Source organism: Pseudomonas iranensis (assembly GCF_014268585.2).
GTDB classification, from domain to species: domain Bacteria; phylum Pseudomonadota; class Gammaproteobacteria; order Pseudomonadales; family Pseudomonadaceae; genus Aquipseudomonas; species Aquipseudomonas iranensis.
Window position 1 is genome coordinate 1,317,922 of record NZ_CP077092.1, and the last position, 16,217, is coordinate 1,334,138.

Here is a 16,217-nt window from a genome sequence, read left to right on the forward strand (position 1 = left end):
CAAAACCCTGTCCCTGAAACTACCCTTAAAGGGTAATTTTGACCAATCGAAAATGCCGCTCCATGTGTCTCCGATTGACCCTAGGTGGTTGCCGTCCTACATGGGTCTGACTAACATGTCGGAAAATTCATCCTATGATTGGATGAAAAGGCGAGGCTCATGTCCGAAATTTCCCCTTTGATCAAGCGATCCCTGGTCGATCAGGCTTTGGATCTACTGCGTCAGCGCATCAACAGCGGTGCGTGGCAGGTCGGCGAGCGTCTGCCGACCGAGCCTGAGCTGTGCGCCGAGCTGGGCATCAGCCGCAACACGGTGCGTGAGGCGATGCGTGTTCTGGCGTTCTCGGGGTTGATCGAAATTCGCCAAGGCGACGGCAGTTATCTTCGTGCGGTGGTCGACCCGCTCGACACACTTAAAGCGCTATCGCGTTGTTCGTTGGAGCAGGCCCGGGAGACCCGACACATCCTTGAAGTCGAGGCCATCGGCCTGGCGGCGTTGCGCCGTACCGATGAGGATCTGGCGGCGCTGCGTGAAGCGCTCGGCACCAGCGGCAGCCACTACCACGGCGATCTCGACACCTACATCGCCTGCGATCTGGTGTTCCATCGCCGACTGGTCGACGCCGCGCACAACCCGACCCTCAGCGAGTTGTATCGCTACTTCTCCAGCATCGTCGGCGCGCAATTGCGCCAGACCCTGAATATCTCCCCGCGCCGTCAGGAAGTGTTCGATCTGCACATCGACTTGCTCGATGCGGTCGAGCAACGCGACCCGGAACGGGCCAAAGCCTTGTCGAGGCAGTTGATCAATGAACCTTGAAACCGAGAAAGCCATGTCCCGCAGTGAGTTATCCACAGCGTCGAAACGCACCCCCGAACTTGAAGAGCTGCTGATCGATGCCGAGGCTGATGACGAGCAGGTGCAGCAAAGCCATCCGTTGGTGAAACGTCCCTGGTTGCTGCTGCTCGGGCTGATTCTGGTAGCGCTCAACCTGCGCCCGGCGTTGTCGAGCATGGCGCCATTGCTCAGCGAGGTCTCCAGAAGCCTCGGGCTGTCTGCGGCGCAGGCGGGATTGCTGACCACGTTGCCGGTGCTGTGCCTGGGCTTGTTCGCACCGCTGGCGCCGATTCTGGCGCGGCGTTTCGGTGCTGAGCGCGTGGTGCTGGGGATTCTGCTGACACTGGCCGGCGGCATCATCCTGCGCAGCAATTTCGGCGAGATCGGCCTGTTCGCCGGCAGCGTCCTTGGCGGCGCCAGCATCGGCATCGTCGGCGTGCTGTTGCCGGGCATCGTCAAGCGCGACTTCGCCAAACACGCCGGGACGATGACCGGCGTATACACCATGGCGCTGTGCCTGGGCGCAGCGATGGCGGCGGGTTCGACCGTGCCGCTGAGTGAACACTTCGGCAACAGCTGGGCGATGGGCCTGGGCTTCTGGGTGATTCCGGCATTGGTGGCGGCGGTTTTCTGGCTGCCACAAGTCGGCTCCAAACATGGCGCACACAACGTCGCCTATCGCGTGCGCGGGTTGCTGCGTGATCCGCTGGCCTGGCAGGTGACCTTGTACATGGGCCTGCAATCGTCGCTGGCCTACATTGTGTTTGGCTGGTTGCCGTCAATCCTCATCGGTCGCGGGCTGACACCGACTCAGGCCGGATTGGTGCTGTCCGGTTCGGTGATCATTCAACTGGCCAGTTCGCTGGCCGCGCCGTGGCTGGCGACCCGTGGCAAGGATCAGCGTCTGGCGATCGTCGTGGTGATGGCGCTGACCCTGGCCGGCCTGTTTGGCTGCCTGTACGCACCGATCGAAGGTCTATGGGGCTGGGCGATTCTGCTCGGGCTGGGGCAGGGCGGTACGTTCAGTCTGGCCCTGACCCTGATCGTCCTGCGCTCGCGTGATTCCCATGTCGCGGCGAATCTGTCGAGCATGTCCCAGGGTTTTGGCTACACCCTGGCGTCCATGGGGCCGTTTGCCGTGGGCGTGGTGCATGACTGGACCGGCGGCTGGAATGCTCTGGGCTGGATTTTCGGCATTATCGGCGCCGGTGCAATCCTCGCCGGGCTGGGTGCCGGGCGTGCGCTCTATGTGCAGGTGCAAAGCGAAAAGATCTGAATGCACTGGCTGCAAATGTGGGAGCGAGCCTGCTCGCGAAAGCGGTGTTCGGTCAACAAAGATGTTGAATGTTGAATTGCCTTCGCGAGCAGGCTCGCTCCCACAAGGGTTTTGCGTATTGCCGATAGTGTTTCCGCGCGCGGCAGATTATGGTGCTGGCAATCTGTACCTATTTCTTTGGAGACTGCCTTGAGCGAAGCCCATAGCGCCCTGATCACCCGCTTCTACCAAGCTTTTCAGCGCCTCGACGCCGATGCCATGGCCGCCTGCTACACCGATGACGTGGTCTTCAGCGATCCGGCCTTTGGTGAACTGCGCGGGCGCGATGCCGGCGACATGTGGCGCATGCTGACTACCCGCGCCAAGGATTTCTCCCTGACCTTCGACGACGTCCGCGCCGACGAACGTAGCGGCGGCGCACACTGGGTCGCGACCTACCTGTTCAGCCAGACCGGCAACATCGTCATCAACGATATCCAGGCGCGCTTCGTCTTCCGTGACGGCAAGATCTGCGAGCATCACGACCACTTCGATCTGTGGCGCTGGTCGCGGCAGGCGCTCGGTTTCAAAGGCCTGCTGCTGGGCTGGACGCCGCTGGTGCGCAACGCCGTACGTGCCCAGGCGCGCAAGGGACTGAAGGCATTTCAGGCCGGGCGCTGATAAGATCGCAGCCTGTTTTCCTACACGTTCAGATCACCCAAGTGACCAGCCTTAGCGAAAAAACCGTCGATGTTGCCGAACCAGTGAGCAAATCCTGGTTCGTCTACCTCGTGCGTGCCGCCAACGGCTCGTTGTACTGCGGAATCAGCGACGACCCGGTGCGGCGTTTCGCCAAGCATCAGAGCGGCAAGGGCGCGCGGTTCTTTCTTTCCAGCCCGGCGATGGCGCTGGTCTACACCGAACTGTGCCGCGACAAAAGTGATGCTTTGCGCCAGGAACGGCTGATCAAGAAGCTCAAGAAGAGCGCCAAGGAATGCCTGGTGGCGTCTTATCAATTTGACTGATTGGTTCCCATCAGGCAGATCTGTAGGCTGCTAAGCAAATGCACGCTAAGCTGCCAGCTCACTATCTGAGCGGCGGAGCCGAGCATGTCCGAGTTGATTCTGCACCATTACCCGACCTCTCCATTCGCCGAGAAGGCCCGCCTGCTGCTGGGTTTCAAAGGCCTGTCCTGGCGTTCGGTGCATATTTCCCCGGTGATGCCAAAGCCGGATCTGACGGCGTTGACCGGTGGCTATCGCAAGACTCCAGTGTTGCAGATCGGTGCTGACATCTATTGCGACACCGCACTGATCGCTCGACGCCTGGAACAGGAAAAAGCCCTGCCGGCGTTCTTCCCCGAAGGTCAGGAAATGACCAGCGCCAGTTTTGCGGCGTGGGCCGATTCGGTGGTGTTCCAGCACGCGGTGAGCCTGGTGTTCCAGCCGGAATCGGTGGCGGTGCGTTTCGGCAAATTGCCGCCGGAAGCGATCAAGGCATTCCTGGCCGACCGCGCCGGTTTGTTCAGCGGTGGCAGCGCCACGCGTCTGTCCGCCGAGCAGGCCAAACATCAGTGGCCGACGATCATGGCGCGACTGGAACAGCAGTTGCAGCGCGAGCAGGGCGACTTCCTCTTCGGCGAGCCATCGATTGCCGACTTCGCCCTGGCGCATCCGCTGTGGTTCCTCAAGGCGACCCACGTCACGGCGCCGCTGGTGGATGAATATCCGGCGGTCGCGGCGTGGCTGGGTCGGGTGCTGGGGTTCGGCCATGGCGCGGCGAGCGAGATGTCTTCCGCCGAGGCACTGGAGGTCGCGCACAACGCGACGCCAGCCGCATTGCCGGATGAGCGGTTCGTTGATCCGAACGGCTTCAAGGCGGGCCAGCAAGTGGCGATTGCCGCCATCGATTACGGCGTCGACCCGGTGGTCGGTGAGTTGCTGTTTGCCGGTAGCGAAGAGTTGATCATTCGTCGTGAAGACGAGCGTGGCGGCGTGGTGCACGTGCACTTCCCGCGCTTTGGTTTCCGCATCGAAGCACACTGATCGCTGGAATCGCCAGCTAAACCTGTGGGAGCGAGCCTGCTCGCGAAAGCGCTGTGTCAGTCGCTGAAAAGTTGACTGATCCGCCGCATTCGCGAGCAGGCTCGCTCCAACAGTTGATTATTTCAGGGCTGCGAGGATTTCTTCCGGATCGAACCCGCGAATCAAGGTGCCGTTCACATCAATCAGCGGAATCCCGCGTCCACCCAATGCCTCATACGCCTTGCGCGCATCGGCATCCTTCTCGATGTCGTACTCCTTGAACGGTATGCCCTTGCTGTCGAGAAAGCGTTTGGTCTGTTTGCAGTAGCCGCACCAGTCGGTGGCATAGAGCACGACATTGGCTTGCGCCCGGGTCTGCTGCGTGACCATCTGCGAGGGATTGAACACTCGCTCGATCTTGCCCCAGTTCTGATAGACCACGACCACCAGCAGTACCAGGGCGACCTTTTTCAGCACATTGCCAAGCATCAGTTACGCCGCTTCAGCTGATCGGTCAGCGAAGTCGGCAGGCCTTTGATGATCAGGGTGCCGTTCTCTTCGTCGTACTCGATCTTCGAACCCAGCAGGTGCGCTTCGAAGCTGATCGACAGGCCTTCGGCGCGGCCGGTGAAGCGGCGGAATTGGTTGAGGGTACGTTTGTCCGCCGGGATCTCCGGCGACAGGCCATAGTCCTTGTTGCGGATGTGATCGTAGAAGGCTTTCGGGCGTTCTTCGTCGATCAGCTCCGACAGCTCCTCAAGGCCCATCGGTTCGCCGAGCTTGGCCTGGCTGCTGGCATAGTCGACAAGAGTCTTGGTTTTCTCGCGGGCCGAGTCTTCCGGCAGGTCTTCGCTCTCGACAAAGTCACTGAAGGCTTTGAGCAGGGTGCGGGTCTCGCCGGGGCCGTCGACGCCTTCCTGGCAGCCGATGAAGTCGCGGAAATATTCCGAGACCTTCTTGCCATTCTTGCCCTTAATGAACGAAATGTACTGTTTGGACTGCTTGTTGTTCTGCCACTCGGAAACGTTGATCCGCGCTGCCAGATGCAACTGGCCAAGGTCGAGATGGCGCGAAGGCGTCACGTCGAGCTCATCGGTCACCGCCACACCTTCGCTGTGGTGCAGCAGGGCGATCGCCAGATAGTCGGTCATCCCTTGCTGATAGTGGGCGAACAACACGTGGCCGCCCACCGACAGGTTGGATTCTTCCATCAGCTTCTGCAGATGCTCGACCGCCACTTTACTGAACGCGGTGAAGTCACGGCTGCCGTCCATGTACTCCTTCAGCCAGCCGCTGAAGGGGAACGCGCCGGATTCCGGATGGAACAGGCCCCAGGCTTTGCCCTGTTTGGCGTTGTAGCTTTCGTTGAGGTCGGCGAGCATGTTTTCGATGGCTGCGGACTCGGCCAGTTCAGAGTCACGGGCGTGCAGAACTGCGGGCGTGCCGTCGGGTTTTTTGTCGATCAGGTGGACGATGCAATGGCGGATCGGCATGGGCTTCTCGGCTGTTGGAAGGGAGGAGGGCAGGCTCCCCCGAAAAAGCGCTCAGTGTACCGCAACCACTGGTTTTGGCGCGGGTTGCAGGGCAAAACCGGGGCGCGCGCCCGGCCTTAAGCGGTTTTTTACCGATTTAGCGCAATAAAGCTGACCAAATGGGTAGCTAGAGGCGGATATTTCCTTGTCGCTGTGCTAGTTTTGCCCGGTCTTACGCGAAGTCACTGCGTTAAGCGTGCATTCAGCATTTGTCAGGTCGAACCAAACCCTGATTTCGGCATCTATAACCCGACTCGTCGTGGTTATCGCCGAGGGTGCCAGATCCAGAAGATCGGGCTCGATGGCTGACACTGCACTCTGCAATCCATATGAATTTGATAGGGAAGGAACACTACATGGCTCTTACTAAAGACCAACTGATCGCCGACATCGCTGAAGCTATCGACGCGCCGAAAACCACCGCGCGTAACGCTCTGGACCAACTGGGCCAAATCGTTGCCGATCAGCTGGAAAACGGCGGCGAAATCACCTTGCCAGGTATCGGCAAGCTGAAAGTGACCGAGCGTCCTGCCCGCACCGGCCGTAACCCTTCGACTGGCGCTGCCATCGAAATCCCTGCAAAGAAAGTGATCAAGCTGGTTGTGGCCAAAGGCCTGACCGACGCTGTGAACAAGTAAGACGCAGCGATAAAAAAAACCGTGCTTCGGAGTGATCCGGGGCGCGGTTTTTTTGTGTCTGTGATTTGACGGTCAAGTCGCGGGCAAATGTGGGAGCGAGCCTGCTCGCGAAAGCGGTGGGTCAGTCGATATTGAAGCTGACTGACTCGCTGCCTTCGCGAGCAGGCTCGCTCCCACAGGGCGATCTACAGCGCCTTAGCGCACCCAGCGCTCGCGCCGCCAGATCTGCTGCTCGGACTTGGTCTGGAAGGTCCAGGCGACAAAGCGGCTCTGCTTCTGCCCCTGCGACATTTCCACGACCTGGCTTTCCAGCACGCCGGCCTTCTTCAGTGCCGTCTCGATGGCCGGCAGGTTCGAGGCCTTTGATACCAGCGTGCTGAACCACAACACCTTGTGCTGGAAGTTCGCGCTCTCGGCAATCAACTGCGTCACGAAGCGCGCTTCACCGCCTTCACACCACAGCTCCGCCGATTGCCCGCCGAAGTTCAGCACCGGCAGCTTGCGTTTCGGGTCGGCCTTGCCCAAGGCGCGCCACTTGCGCTCGCTGCCCTTGGTCGCTTCTTCCATCGAAGCGTGGAACGGCGGGTTGCACATGGTCAGGTCAAAACGCTCGCCCGGCTCCAGCAAGCCGATGAGGATGTGCTTGCGGTTTTCCTGCTGACGCAGCTGGATGACCTTGCTCAGATCGTTGGACTGCACGATGGCTCGGGCAGCCGCCACTGCCGTCGGGTCGATCTCCGAGCCGAGGAAGTGCCAGCGGTATTCGCTGTTGCCAATCAGCGGATAAACGCAGTTGGCGCCCATGCCGATGTCCAGCACATTGACGATCGCGCCGCGCGGCACCTTGCCGTCGTTCATATTCGCCAGCAGATCCGCGAGAAAATGCACGTAATCGGCACGACCCGGCACCGGAGGGCAGAGGTAGTCCGCCGGGATATCCCAATGCTGAATGCCGTAGAACGCCTTGAGCAGCGCCCGGTTGAACACGCGCACCGCATCGGGGCTGGCGAAATCGATGCTTTCCTTGCCGTACGGGTTGGTGATCACGAACCTGGCCAGTTCCGGCGTGGTCTTGATCAGCGCCGGGAAGTCATAACGACCCTGATGGCGATTGCGCGGATGCAGGCTGGCCTTTTCGCGCGGCTCGACGGCTTTGTTCGGGGACATGGCGTCAGGCTTCTTGCGCGCAGGTTTGGGTGTGCGGGGGGCGGTCATGGGCGTGGTCGATTCGGGTATGGCTGAAAGTGGCGGGTATTGTCCCACATGTTCAGCGATAGCGATTGCTTATGCCTAAATGGTCTAAAACACTGTCATATTTGACAGTGTGTATTGTCGTTTTATTCAAGTTTACTGTCAGGGCAATCCTAATCAACGCAGTCGTCCAAAACTTATCAATTTAAAGTTAAGGAAAACACTCATGACACAATCAATTACATTTCCCGGTGCAGATTTCGGGATGATCACTTGCAAATCGAATCCGCAAAAGGGAATCGAGGTCAAAGTCGCCTTGCCAGGAGCTCAGGTCGGCTCGCCGTGGGAGCTGGTATGGGAGGGATTTAGAGATGCAGAACTTACGCAACCGGTAGAGGGAACGCAGACACCACCGCTCAAAGACTTTGTCACGGAAACAGACACGACCGAAGGCTTAAAAAGAACGATTGGCGATTATTTTCTTCACATCAGACCCATTCGAATAGGATGGGGAAAAGTGACTTTCACGCTTAATCGCGGCAATCCACAGCACGAGAGCGTTCACGTGAAGTTAATCAATAATGCGGGGGAAGATTGCGAAGGAGTACCAGGAAAGTGAAGGGTTGAAAGCAGGATGAAACAAAGGGAGGCCATTGCGGCCTCCCTCTTTCAATGCGATCTGCCGTTAAAGGCTGGCAATCCGCGCATGCTGCTCGGCCAGTTTGCCCAGGGCCTGTTCGGCCTCGGCCAGTTTGGCGCGTTCCTTTTCGATGACTTCGGCCGGGGCCTTGTCGACGAAACCTGCGTTGGACAGTTTGCCGCCAACCCGCTGGACTTCACCCTGCAAACGCAGGATTTCCTTGTCCAGACGCGCCAGTTCGGCGCCCTTGTCGATCAGACCGGCCATTGGCACCAGCACTTCCATCTCGCCCACCAATGCGGTGGCGGACAGCGGTGCTTCTTCGCCAGCGGCGAGTACGGTGATCGATTCCAGGCGCGCCAGCTTCTTCAGCAGCGCTTCGTTCTCGGACAAGCGGCGCTGGTCTTCAGTGCTGACGTTCTTCAGGAAGATCGGCAGTGGCTTGCCCGGGCCGATGTTCATCTCGCCACGAATGTTGCGCGTGCCGAGCATCAGTTCCTTGAGCCATTCGATGTCGTTTTCCGCCGCCGGATCGATGCGCTCCTCGTTGGCCACCGGCCAAGGCTGCAGCATGATCGTTTTGCCCTGAATACCGGCCAGCGGCGCGATACGCTGCCAGATTTCCTCAGTGATAAACGGCATGAACGGATGCGCCAGACGCAGCGCCACTTCCAGCACGCGCACCAGCGTCCGGCGAGTACCGCGCTGACGTTCGACCGGCGCGTTCTCGTCCCACAGCACAGGCTTGGACAGTTCCAGATACCAGTCGCAGTATTGGTTCCAGATGAACTCGTACAGCGCTTGCGCGGCGAGGTCGAAACGGAACTGATCCAGTTGGCGGGTCACTTCGGCTTCGGTGCGTTGCAACTGCGAGATGATCCAGCGATCAGCCAACGACAGCTCGTAGGCTTCGCCGTTCTGGCCGCAATCTTCGCCCTTGTCCAGAACGTAACGCGCGGCGTTCCAGATCTTGTTGCAGAAGTTGCGATAGCCTTCGACGCGACCCATGTCGAACTTGATGTCGCGACCGGTCGAGGCCAGCGAGCAGAAGGTAAAGCGCAGGGCGTCGGTGCCGTAGCTTTCGATGCCATTGGCGAATTCTTCGCGGGTGGCTTTCTCGATCTTCTTCGCCAGTTTCGGTTGCATCAGGCCCGAAGTGCGCTTCTGCACCAGGGTTTCCAGGTCGATGCCGTCGATGATGTCCAGCGGGTCAAGGACGTTGCCCTTGGACTTGGACATCTTCTGGCCCTGGCCGTCGCGCACCAGACCGTGTACGTACACAGTTTTGAACGGAACCTGCGGCGTGCCGTCTTCGTTCTTCATCAGGTGCATGGTCATCATGATCATCCGGGCAACCCAGAAGAAAATGATGTCGAAACCGGTGACCAGCACGTCGGTGGAGTGGAATTTCTTCAGGAACTCGGTCTGCTCAGGCCAGCCCAGGGTCGAGAAGGTCCACAGCCCGGAGCTGAACCAGGTGTCGAGTACGTCGTTGTCCTGTTGCAGCGCAACGTCCGGGCCGAGGTTGTGCTTGGCACGCACTTCGGCTTCGTCGCGACCGACGTAGACTTTGCCCGACTCGTCGTACCAGGCCGGAATCCGGTGGCCCCACCACAGCTGACGGCTGATGCACCAGTCCTGGATGTCGCGCATCCACGAGAAGTACATGTTTTCGTACTGCTTGGGCACGAACTGGATGCGACCGTCTTCAACGGCAGCAATCGCCGGCTCGGCCAGAGGCTTGGTCGATACGTACCACTGGTCGGTCAGCCACGGTTCGATGACCGTGCCGGAGCGATCGCCTTTCGGCGTTTTCAGGTTGTGATCGTTGACGCTCACCAGCAGGCCGGCAGCGTCGAACGCGGCGACGATCTGCTTGCGCGCTTCGAAACGCTCAAGGCCGGCGAACTCCGCCGGAATCTTGCCGTCGATGCTCTCGTTCAGCGTGCCGTCGAGGTTGAACACCTGGGCGGCAGGCAGCACGTTGGCGTTCTTGTCGAAGACGTTCAGCAGCGGCAGGTTGTGGCGCTTGCCGACTTCGTAGTCGTTGAAATCGTGGGCCGGGGTGATTTTCACGCAGCCGGTGCCGAATTCAGGGTCGCAATAATCGTCGGCGATGATCGGGATGCGCCGGCCAACCAGTGGCAGCTCGACGAATTTGCCGATCAGCGCTTTGTAGCGCTCGTCGTTCGGGTTAACCGCGACGGCGGAGTCGCCGAGCATGGTTTCCGGACGGGTGGTGGCGACGATCAGGAAGTCATTGCCCTCGGCGGTTTTCACACCATCGGCCAATGGGTATTTCAGGTTCCACAGAAAGCCTTTCTCTTCGTGGTTTTCCACTTCGAGGTCGGAAATCGCCGTGTGCAGTTTGGTGTCCCAGTTGACCAGACGCTTGCCGCGATAGATCAGGCCGTCTTCATGCAGGCGCACGAAGGCTTCCTTGACCGCTTCCGAGAGGCCGTCGTCCATGGTGAAGCGCTCGCGGCTCCAGTCAACGGACGAGCCGAGGCGGCGGATCTGCCGGCTGATGTTGCCGCCGGACTGATCTTTCCACTCCCAGACTTTCTCGAGAAATTTTTCCCGGCCCAGATCGTGACGATTCTGGCCCTGGGCTTCGAGTTGGCGCTCAACCAGCATCTGCGTGGCGATACCGGCGTGGTCGGTGCCCGGCTGCCACAGGGTGTCGCGACCCTGCATGCGGCGGAAACGGATCAACGCGTCCATGATCGCGTTGTTGAAGCCGTGACCCATGTGCAGGCTGCCGGTGACGTTCGGCGGCGGGATCATGATGGTGTAGGACTCGCCCGCGCCTTGCGGGGCGAAGTAGTTCTCGGACTCCCAGGTCTTGTACCAGGAAGTTTCAATGGCGTGCGGCTGGTAGGTCTTATCCATGCGCGGCGGGACCCTATTGGCATTTATTCAGGAAAAGCCGGGAAGTATAGCGGGGCATGGTGCCGAGGGCGAGCGGGGGAGGTCTGGCGGAGATCTAAATGCAGGAGCTGACGAAGGCTGCGATCTTTTGATCTTGTTTTTTGTGAAAGCAAAGTCAAAAGATCGCAGCCTTCGGCAGCTCCTGCACCAGCGGCTTACTCGTACTGGCTGAGCAGCCGCTCCATCCGCGCATCGAGGCGGCGTTTGATTTCGGTTTCGATGTGCGGGGCGAAGTCGTCGATCACGTCTTGCATGATCAATTGCGCGGCGGCGCGCAGTTCGCTGTCCAGGTGCAGCAAAGCGTCCGGGCCTTTATCGACCGGTGCGGCAGCCGGGGCAGCCGGAGGCGCTGGTGGCGGCTCGACGGCCGCCGGCGGATTGCCGACGGAGTCGAACAGCATCGGAATCTGTTCCTGTTCACCGTCATCGACCGTATCGGTCAAGAGCGGCGGTTGCAGGTTGTCGTCGCCGAGCAACTGGCGGATCGATTCAAGATCGTCCAGCAGATGTGCGGACTTCTGTTGCGGTTTCGGAGTGTCCATTGGAGTGCTCAGAGTCGCTGTAAACGGTGGTCTTGCAGAGAATAGCCCTGTTCGCGGTAGAAACGGAAACTCTCCCGCGCCGCCGCTCGGATGGTCGGATCTTCCACCACCACTTCCGCCACGCGGGCGAATTTGCTGGCGAAGGCCGGGACTTTCAGGTCGAGATTGACCAGCAGATCCTGATGCTCACCGCAGTCTTGCCCGAGTCCCAGCACGATCAAACCGTCCGGTTCGCTGTCGGCCGGGCCGTGGGGCACGAAGCTTTCACCCTTGAATACCCACAGACGCGCATCGAGATCGTCGCGCTGGGCCGCATCGCTGCAATGCAGGTAGATGCGGTGGCCCATGCGCCAGGCTTTCTCGGTGAGCTTGCAGGCGAAATCCAGGCGCGCTGAAGGATCGGCGCTGGGCAGGATATAGAAGTCGACTTTGGTCATTGCGGTTCCAGAGCGGCAAGTGGCGTCACCCGAGAGTGACGCCACCTTTCAGCGGTTTCAGGCCTTGGCGCGATCGAGCAGGTACTGGGTCAGCAGTGGAACCGGACGGCCGGTGGCGCCTTTGTCCTTGCCGCCGCTGGTCCATGCCGTGCCGGCGATGTCCAGGTGCGCCCAGTTGAGGTTCTTGGTGAAGCGCGACAGGAAGCAGGCGGCAGTGATGGTGCCTGCCTTCGGCCCGCCAATGTTGGCGATGTCGGCGAACGGGCTGTCCAGCTGCTCTTGATACTCATCGAACAGCGGCAGTTGCCAGGCGCGGTCGTCGGCTGCCTTGCCGGCGCTGAGCAGTTGGTCGATCAGCTCGTCGTTGTTGCCCAGCAGGCCGGACGTGTGCGCGCCCAAGGCAACTACGCAAGCACCGGTCAGGGTGGCGATGTCGATCACCGCTTGTGGCTTGAAGCGCTCGGCGTAGGTCAGCGCATCGCACAGCACCAGACGGCCTTCAGCGTCGGTGTTGAGGATTTCCACGGTCTGGCCGCTCATGGTAGTGACGATATCGCCCGGCCGCGAAGCATTGCCGCTCGGCATGTTTTCGGCGCAGGCGAGGATGCACACCAGATTGATCGGCAGTTTCAGCTCAAGCACAGCACGCAAGGTACCGAACACGGAGGCAGCGCCGCCCATGTCGTATTTCATCTCGTCCATGCCGGCGCCCGGCTTCAGGCTGATGCCGCCGGTGTCGAAGGTGATGCCCTTGCCGACCAGCGCGTATGGCTTCTCGGATTTCTTGCCGCCGTTGTATTGCATGACGATCAGGCGCGGCGGCTGGGCGCTGCCCTGGCCCACAGCGTAGAACGAGCCCATGCCGAGGGATTTGATCTTCTTCTCGTCGAGCACTTCGACTTTCAGATCCTTGAACTCTTTGCCCAGATTCTTGGCTTGTTCGCCCATGAAGGTCGGGTGGCAGATGTTCGGTGGCAGGTTGCCCAGATCGCGGGTGAACGCCATGCCGTTGGCGATGGCGGTGGCGTGGTTCACGGCACGCTGCACTTCGGCTTGCGCAGCCTTGATGGTCAGCAGGGTGATTTTCTTCAGGGCGCGCGGTTCGGCTTTCTGGCTCTTGAACTGGTCGAAGGTGTAGCCGCCGTCGACCAGGGTTTCTGCCAGCAGGCGAGTCTTGCCGTAGCTGTCGCGACCTTTGACGATGACTTCATCCAGCGCCAGCACGGCGTCACCGCCGCCCAGGCCTTTGAGGGTGTTGAGGATGCCGGCAACGATTTTGCGGAACGGACGGTCGCCCAATTCTTCGTCCTTGCCCACACCGACCAGCAACACGCGCTCGGCTTTCAGGTTCGGCAGGCTGTGCAGCAGCAGGCTCTGACCGACCTTGCCGGCCAGGTCGCCACGCTTGAGCACGGCGCTGATCGCGCCACCGCTCGACTCGTCGACCAGTCTGGCGGCGACACCGAGTTTGCGGCCTTCGCCGACGGCAACCACCAGGGTGGCGGTTTTCAACGTTTCTGGGCTAACGCTTTTTACAACCAGTTCCATGTCCGGATCCCTGAATGAATGGTCAACACGCAGGCGCTCGACGTTGTCCGCAGTCGCCTGCTTATAGATAGAAGAGGCGCAGGCCAAAGCCTGCGACAAGGGCCGCAGTTTGAACCTCGCTCCCCGCGCCTGACAACCCTCAGTAAAGGATTACAGCGATGGATGAGTGTGCGCAGTGACAGGCGCACCCAATCACAGGATAATGCCGCATCTTTTTTCGACCGCTCTGCATGGCGGGCCGGTCGATGTGTTTGCTTGTTTGGCCGCCTTAGCCTGACAACCCTGGAGTGTCTGGTTTGATCGTCTTCCGTTATCTGTCCCGCGAAGTCCTGTTGACCCTCAGCGCCGTAAGTGCCGTGCTGCTGGTCATCATCATGAGCGGTCGCTTCATCAAATACCTGGCGCAGGCTGCGGCCGGTCAGCTCGATCCGGGCTCGCTGTTCCTGATCATGGGCTTTCGTCTGCCAGGTTTCCTGCAACTGATTCTGCCGCTGGGCCTGTTCCTCGGGATCCTGCTGGCCTACGGTCGCCTGTACCTCGAAAGCGAAATGACCGTGCTCTCGGCCACCGGCATGAGCCAGCAGAAGCTGTTTCGCATGACCCTGTTTCCGGCAACGCTGGTGGCACTGGTGGTGGCGTGGCTGAGCCTCGGCCTGGCTCCGCAGGGCGCCAACCAGTTTCAGTTGCTGCTGAACAAGCAGGACGCGCTGACCGAGTTCGATACCCTCGAACCGGGCCGCTTCCAGGCCTTGCGCGACGGCACCCGAGTGACTTACACCGAAACTCTGAGCGACGACCGCGTCAATCTCGGCAGCGTGTTCATCTCGCAGAAGAACCTCGGCGCCGATAAAAAGGACCGCGGGATTTCCGTGCTGGTGGCCGAGTCGGGCCGTCAGGAAATCCGCCCCGACGGCAATCGTTACCTGATTCTCGACAACGGCTACCGCTATGACGGCAGCCCGGGGCAAGCCGATTACCGCGCCATTCATTACGAAACCTACGGCGTGCTGCTGCCCAAGCCGGACGTCAGCGAAGAAGTCACCGATCGCGATGCAATGCCGACCTCGTCCCTGTGGGGCAGTGATGACATCCGTTCGAAAACCGAGCTGCAATGGCGCATGTCCCTGCCATTGCTGGTGTTCATCGTGACCCTGATGGCGGTGCCGCTGTCGCGGGTGAATCCGCGTCAGGGGCGTTTCCTCAAGCTGCTGCCGGCGATTCTTCTTTATATGGCTTACCTGACCATCCTGATTGCCGCTCGCGGCGCCCTTGAAAAAGGCAAGATTCCGCCGGCCCTCGGCCTGTGGTGGGTGCACGCGATCTTCCTGGTGATCGGCCTCGGCCTGCTGTATTGGGAGCCGCTGCGCCTGAAGCTGGCCAGCCGTCGCAGCGCCGCGCTGGAGGTGGCCCGTGGTTAAACTCGACCGCTACATCGGCAGCAGCGTATTCATGGCGATCATCGCCGTGCTGGCGATCATCCTCGGCCTGGCGACGCTGTTTGCCTTCATCGATGAAATGGGTGACGTCAGCGACACCTACACCCTGGTCGACGTGCTCGGTTTTGTATTGCTGACCGCACCGCGCCGGCTCTATGAAATGCTGCCGATGGCGGCATTGATCGGCTGCCTGATCGGTCTCGGCAGTCTGGCCAGCAGCAGTGAGCTGACGGTCATGCGCGCTGCTGGCGTGTCGATCGGCCGTATCGTCTGGGCCGTCATGAAACCGATGCTGGTGCTGATGCTCGCCGGCGTGCTGATTGGCGAATACGTCGCCCCGGCCACCGAAAGCATGGCACAGGCCAATCGCTCGCTGGCCCAGGGCAGCGGCGATGCGCAAAGCGCCAAACACGGTATGTGGCACCGTCAGGGTGAGGAATTCATCCACATCAACGCCGTTCAACCGAACGGTCTGTTGTACGGCGTGACGCGCTATCACTTCGACAAGGAACGCCATCTGCTCAGCTCCAGCTTCGCCAAAAAGGCCGAGTTTGACGGCAGCAAGTGGCAGCTCACCGACGTTGCCACCACGCTGTTCCACGAGCGCAGCACTGAGGTCGTCAATGCCCCGAGCGAGGAGTGGGACGTGGCGTTGAGCCCGCAACTGCTCAGCACCGTGGTCATGGCGCCGGAATCGCTGTCGATCAGCGGTCTGTGGGGCTACATCCACTATCTGGCTGAGCAGGGCCTGAGCAATGGCCGCTACTGGCTGGCATTTTGGGTCAAGGTGTTGCAGCCGCTGGTGACCGCCGCGCTGGTGCTGATGGCGATCTCGTTCATCTTCGGCCCGCTGCGTTCGGTGACCCTCGGTCAGCGTGTTTTCACCGGCGTGCTGGTGGGCTTCACCTTTCGCATCGTCCAGGATCTGCTGGGGCCATCGAGTCTGGTGTTCGGTTTCTCGCCGCTGTTTGCGGTGCTGGTGCCGGCCGGCGTGTGTGCGCTGGCGGGTGTCTGGCTGCTCAGACGCGCGGGCTGATGAACAAGCTTTCATTGAGCGCTTGAACCCGGAAAACGCCTCGGTCGCCAGACCGGGGCGTTTTTGCATGCGATCCGGGTGACAGGCGAACGTGACGCTTGCGCCGTGTATCAGGTACAATTCCCGGCTATTTTTCGGCGGGCCAAGCCTGCAGCCTTTTTGAGTGTTGA

The 16,217-nt window shown here is 60.4% G+C and carries 16 protein-coding genes; 9 read left to right on the forward strand and 7 right to left on the reverse strand.

From position 1 onward, the window contains the following. The first annotated feature begins 159 nt into the window (after nucleotides 1-159). The 5 genes from HU724_RS05770 (at nucleotide 160) to HU724_RS05790 (ending at nucleotide 4,137) form a co-directional block, all read left to right on the forward strand. The gene (locus HU724_RS05770; protein WP_186569413.1) at nucleotides 160-819 is read left to right on the forward strand and encodes a FadR/GntR family transcriptional regulator; all 660 of its coding nucleotides are present in this window, start codon (nucleotides 160-162) and stop codon (nucleotides 817-819) included. Then, the gene (locus tag HU724_RS05775; protein ID WP_186569414.1) at nucleotides 809-2,113 is read left to right on the forward strand and encodes a CynX/NimT family MFS transporter; all 1,305 of its coding nucleotides are present in this window, start codon (nucleotides 809-811) and stop codon (nucleotides 2,111-2,113) included. Before HU724_RS05770 ends, HU724_RS05775 begins: the two co-directional genes overlap by 11 nt. Before the next feature lie 189 nt (nucleotides 2,114-2,302). Beyond that, nucleotides 2,303-2,773, forward strand: coding sequence for a nuclear transport factor 2 family protein (locus HU724_RS05780; RefSeq protein ID WP_133334853.1), 471 nt, complete (start codon nucleotides 2,303-2,305; stop codon nucleotides 2,771-2,773). A gap of 41 nt (nucleotides 2,774-2,814) precedes the next feature. Then, nucleotides 2,815-3,117 (forward strand): GIY-YIG nuclease family protein, encoded by a 303-nt coding sequence (locus HU724_RS05785; protein WP_186569415.1) that lies wholly within the window; start codon nucleotides 2,815-2,817, stop codon nucleotides 3,115-3,117. 84 nt (nucleotides 3,118-3,201) lie between these two features. Further along, entirely contained in the window at nucleotides 3,202-4,137 is a 936-nt protein-coding gene (locus HU724_RS05790; RefSeq protein ID WP_186569416.1) for a glutathione S-transferase family protein, read from the forward strand. 117 nt (nucleotides 4,138-4,254) lie between these two features. Here the strand turns inward: HU724_RS05790 and HU724_RS05795 are convergent, their stop codons facing one another. Both HU724_RS05795 and yejK read right to left on the reverse strand, forming a co-directional pair. Further along, nucleotides 4,255-4,605, reverse strand: coding sequence for a glutaredoxin family protein (locus HU724_RS05795; protein WP_186569417.1), 351 nt, complete (start codon nucleotides 4,603-4,605; stop codon nucleotides 4,255-4,257). Further along, nucleotides 4,605-5,609 (reverse strand): nucleoid-associated protein YejK, encoded by a 1,005-nt coding sequence (gene yejK, locus HU724_RS05800; RefSeq protein ID WP_186569418.1) that lies wholly within the window; start codon nucleotides 5,607-5,609, stop codon nucleotides 4,605-4,607. Before yejK ends, HU724_RS05795 begins: the two co-directional genes overlap by 1 nt. Nucleotides 5,610-6,004: 395 nt before the next feature. On the opposite strand from yejK, the gene HU724_RS05805 reads away from it, so the two are divergent. Further along, nucleotides 6,005-6,286 (forward strand): HU family DNA-binding protein, encoded by a 282-nt coding sequence (locus tag HU724_RS05805; protein ID WP_003221909.1) that lies wholly within the window; start codon nucleotides 6,005-6,007, stop codon nucleotides 6,284-6,286. A gap of 195 nt (nucleotides 6,287-6,481) precedes the next feature. On the opposite strand, the gene rlmF is transcribed toward HU724_RS05805, so the two are convergent. After that, nucleotides 6,482-7,501 (reverse strand): 23S rRNA (adenine(1618)-N(6))-methyltransferase RlmF, encoded by a 1,020-nt coding sequence (gene rlmF / locus HU724_RS05810; RefSeq protein ID WP_186569419.1) that lies wholly within the window; start codon nucleotides 7,499-7,501, stop codon nucleotides 6,482-6,484. Nucleotides 7,502-7,703: 202 nt separating this feature from the next. Here rlmF and HU724_RS05815 point away from each other — a divergent pair, with 202 nt between their 5' ends. Next, nucleotides 7,704-8,096, forward strand: coding sequence for a hypothetical protein (locus HU724_RS05815; protein WP_186569420.1), 393 nt, complete (start codon nucleotides 7,704-7,706; stop codon nucleotides 8,094-8,096). Between the two features lie 66 nt (nucleotides 8,097-8,162). Here HU724_RS05815 and HU724_RS05820 read toward each other — a convergent pair whose 3' ends face one another. The 4 genes from HU724_RS05820 to HU724_RS05835 all read right to left on the reverse strand — a co-directional run bounded on the left by HU724_RS05820 (nucleotide 8,163) and on the right by HU724_RS05835 (nucleotide 13,575). Then, nucleotides 8,163-11,009 (reverse strand): valine--tRNA ligase, encoded by a 2,847-nt coding sequence (locus HU724_RS05820; protein WP_186569421.1) that lies wholly within the window; start codon nucleotides 11,007-11,009, stop codon nucleotides 8,163-8,165. Between the two features lie 194 nt (nucleotides 11,010-11,203). Then, on the reverse strand, nucleotides 11,204-11,590 hold the full coding sequence (locus tag HU724_RS05825) for a DNA polymerase III subunit chi (RefSeq protein WP_186569422.1): 387 nt from the start codon (nucleotides 11,588-11,590) through the stop codon (nucleotides 11,204-11,206). An 8-nt stretch (nucleotides 11,591-11,598) separates the two neighbouring features. Further along, the gene (locus HU724_RS05830) at nucleotides 11,599-12,027 is read right to left on the reverse strand and encodes a DNA polymerase III subunit chi (RefSeq protein ID WP_130901540.1); all 429 of its coding nucleotides are present in this window, start codon (nucleotides 12,025-12,027) and stop codon (nucleotides 11,599-11,601) included. 57 nt (nucleotides 12,028-12,084) lie between these two features. Beyond that, nucleotides 12,085-13,575 carry a leucyl aminopeptidase gene (locus HU724_RS05835; RefSeq protein ID WP_039759172.1) on the reverse strand — a complete coding sequence of 497 codons (1,491 nt, stop codon included), beginning with the start codon at nucleotides 13,573-13,575 and terminating at the stop codon, nucleotides 12,085-12,087. Nucleotides 13,576-13,871: 296 nt separating this feature from the next. Between HU724_RS05835 and lptF the strand changes: the two genes are divergently transcribed. Continuing rightward, entirely contained in the window at nucleotides 13,872-14,993 is a 1,122-nt protein-coding gene (lptF, locus tag HU724_RS05840; protein ID WP_016771566.1) for an LPS export ABC transporter permease LptF, read from the forward strand. Next, entirely contained in the window at nucleotides 14,986-16,047 is a 1,062-nt protein-coding gene (gene lptG, locus HU724_RS05845) for an LPS export ABC transporter permease LptG (RefSeq protein WP_016771565.1), read from the forward strand. Before lptF ends, lptG begins: the two co-directional genes overlap by 8 nt. Nucleotides 16,048-16,217: the final 170 nt, after the last annotated feature.

Coding starts and splice junctions, on each gene's coding strand:
- HU724_RS05820 (WP_186569421.1), bottom strand. CDS start 11,009: ATGGATAAGACCTACCAGCCGCACGCCATTGAAACTTCCTGGTACAAG.
- HU724_RS05775 (WP_186569414.1), top strand. CDS start 809: ATGAACCTTGAAACCGAGAAAGCCATGTCCCGCAGTGAGTTATCCACA.
- HU724_RS05815 (WP_186569420.1), top strand. CDS start 7,704: ATGACACAATCAATTACATTTCCCGGTGCAGATTTCGGGATGATCACT.
- HU724_RS05805 (WP_003221909.1), top strand. CDS start 6,005: ATGGCTCTTACTAAAGACCAACTGATCGCCGACATCGCTGAAGCTATC.
- HU724_RS05790 (WP_186569416.1), top strand. CDS start 3,202: ATGTCCGAGTTGATTCTGCACCATTACCCGACCTCTCCATTCGCCGAG.
- rlmF (WP_186569419.1), bottom strand. CDS start 7,501: ATGACCGCCCCCCGCACACCCAAACCTGCGCGCAAGAAGCCTGACGCC.
- HU724_RS05795 (WP_186569417.1), bottom strand. CDS start 4,605: ATGCTTGGCAATGTGCTGAAAAAGGTCGCCCTGGTACTGCTGGTGGTC.
- HU724_RS05830 (WP_130901540.1), bottom strand. CDS start 12,027: ATGACCAAAGTCGACTTCTATATCCTGCCCAGCGCCGATCCTTCAGCG.
- HU724_RS05835 (WP_039759172.1), bottom strand. CDS start 13,575: ATGGAACTGGTTGTAAAAAGCGTTAGCCCAGAAACGTTGAAAACCGCC.
- yejK (WP_186569418.1), bottom strand. CDS start 5,609: ATGCCGATCCGCCATTGCATCGTCCACCTGATCGACAAAAAACCCGAC.
- HU724_RS05770 (WP_186569413.1), top strand. CDS start 160: ATGTCCGAAATTTCCCCTTTGATCAAGCGATCCCTGGTCGATCAGGCT.
- HU724_RS05825 (WP_186569422.1), bottom strand. CDS start 11,590: ATGGACACTCCGAAACCGCAACAGAAGTCCGCACATCTGCTGGACGAT.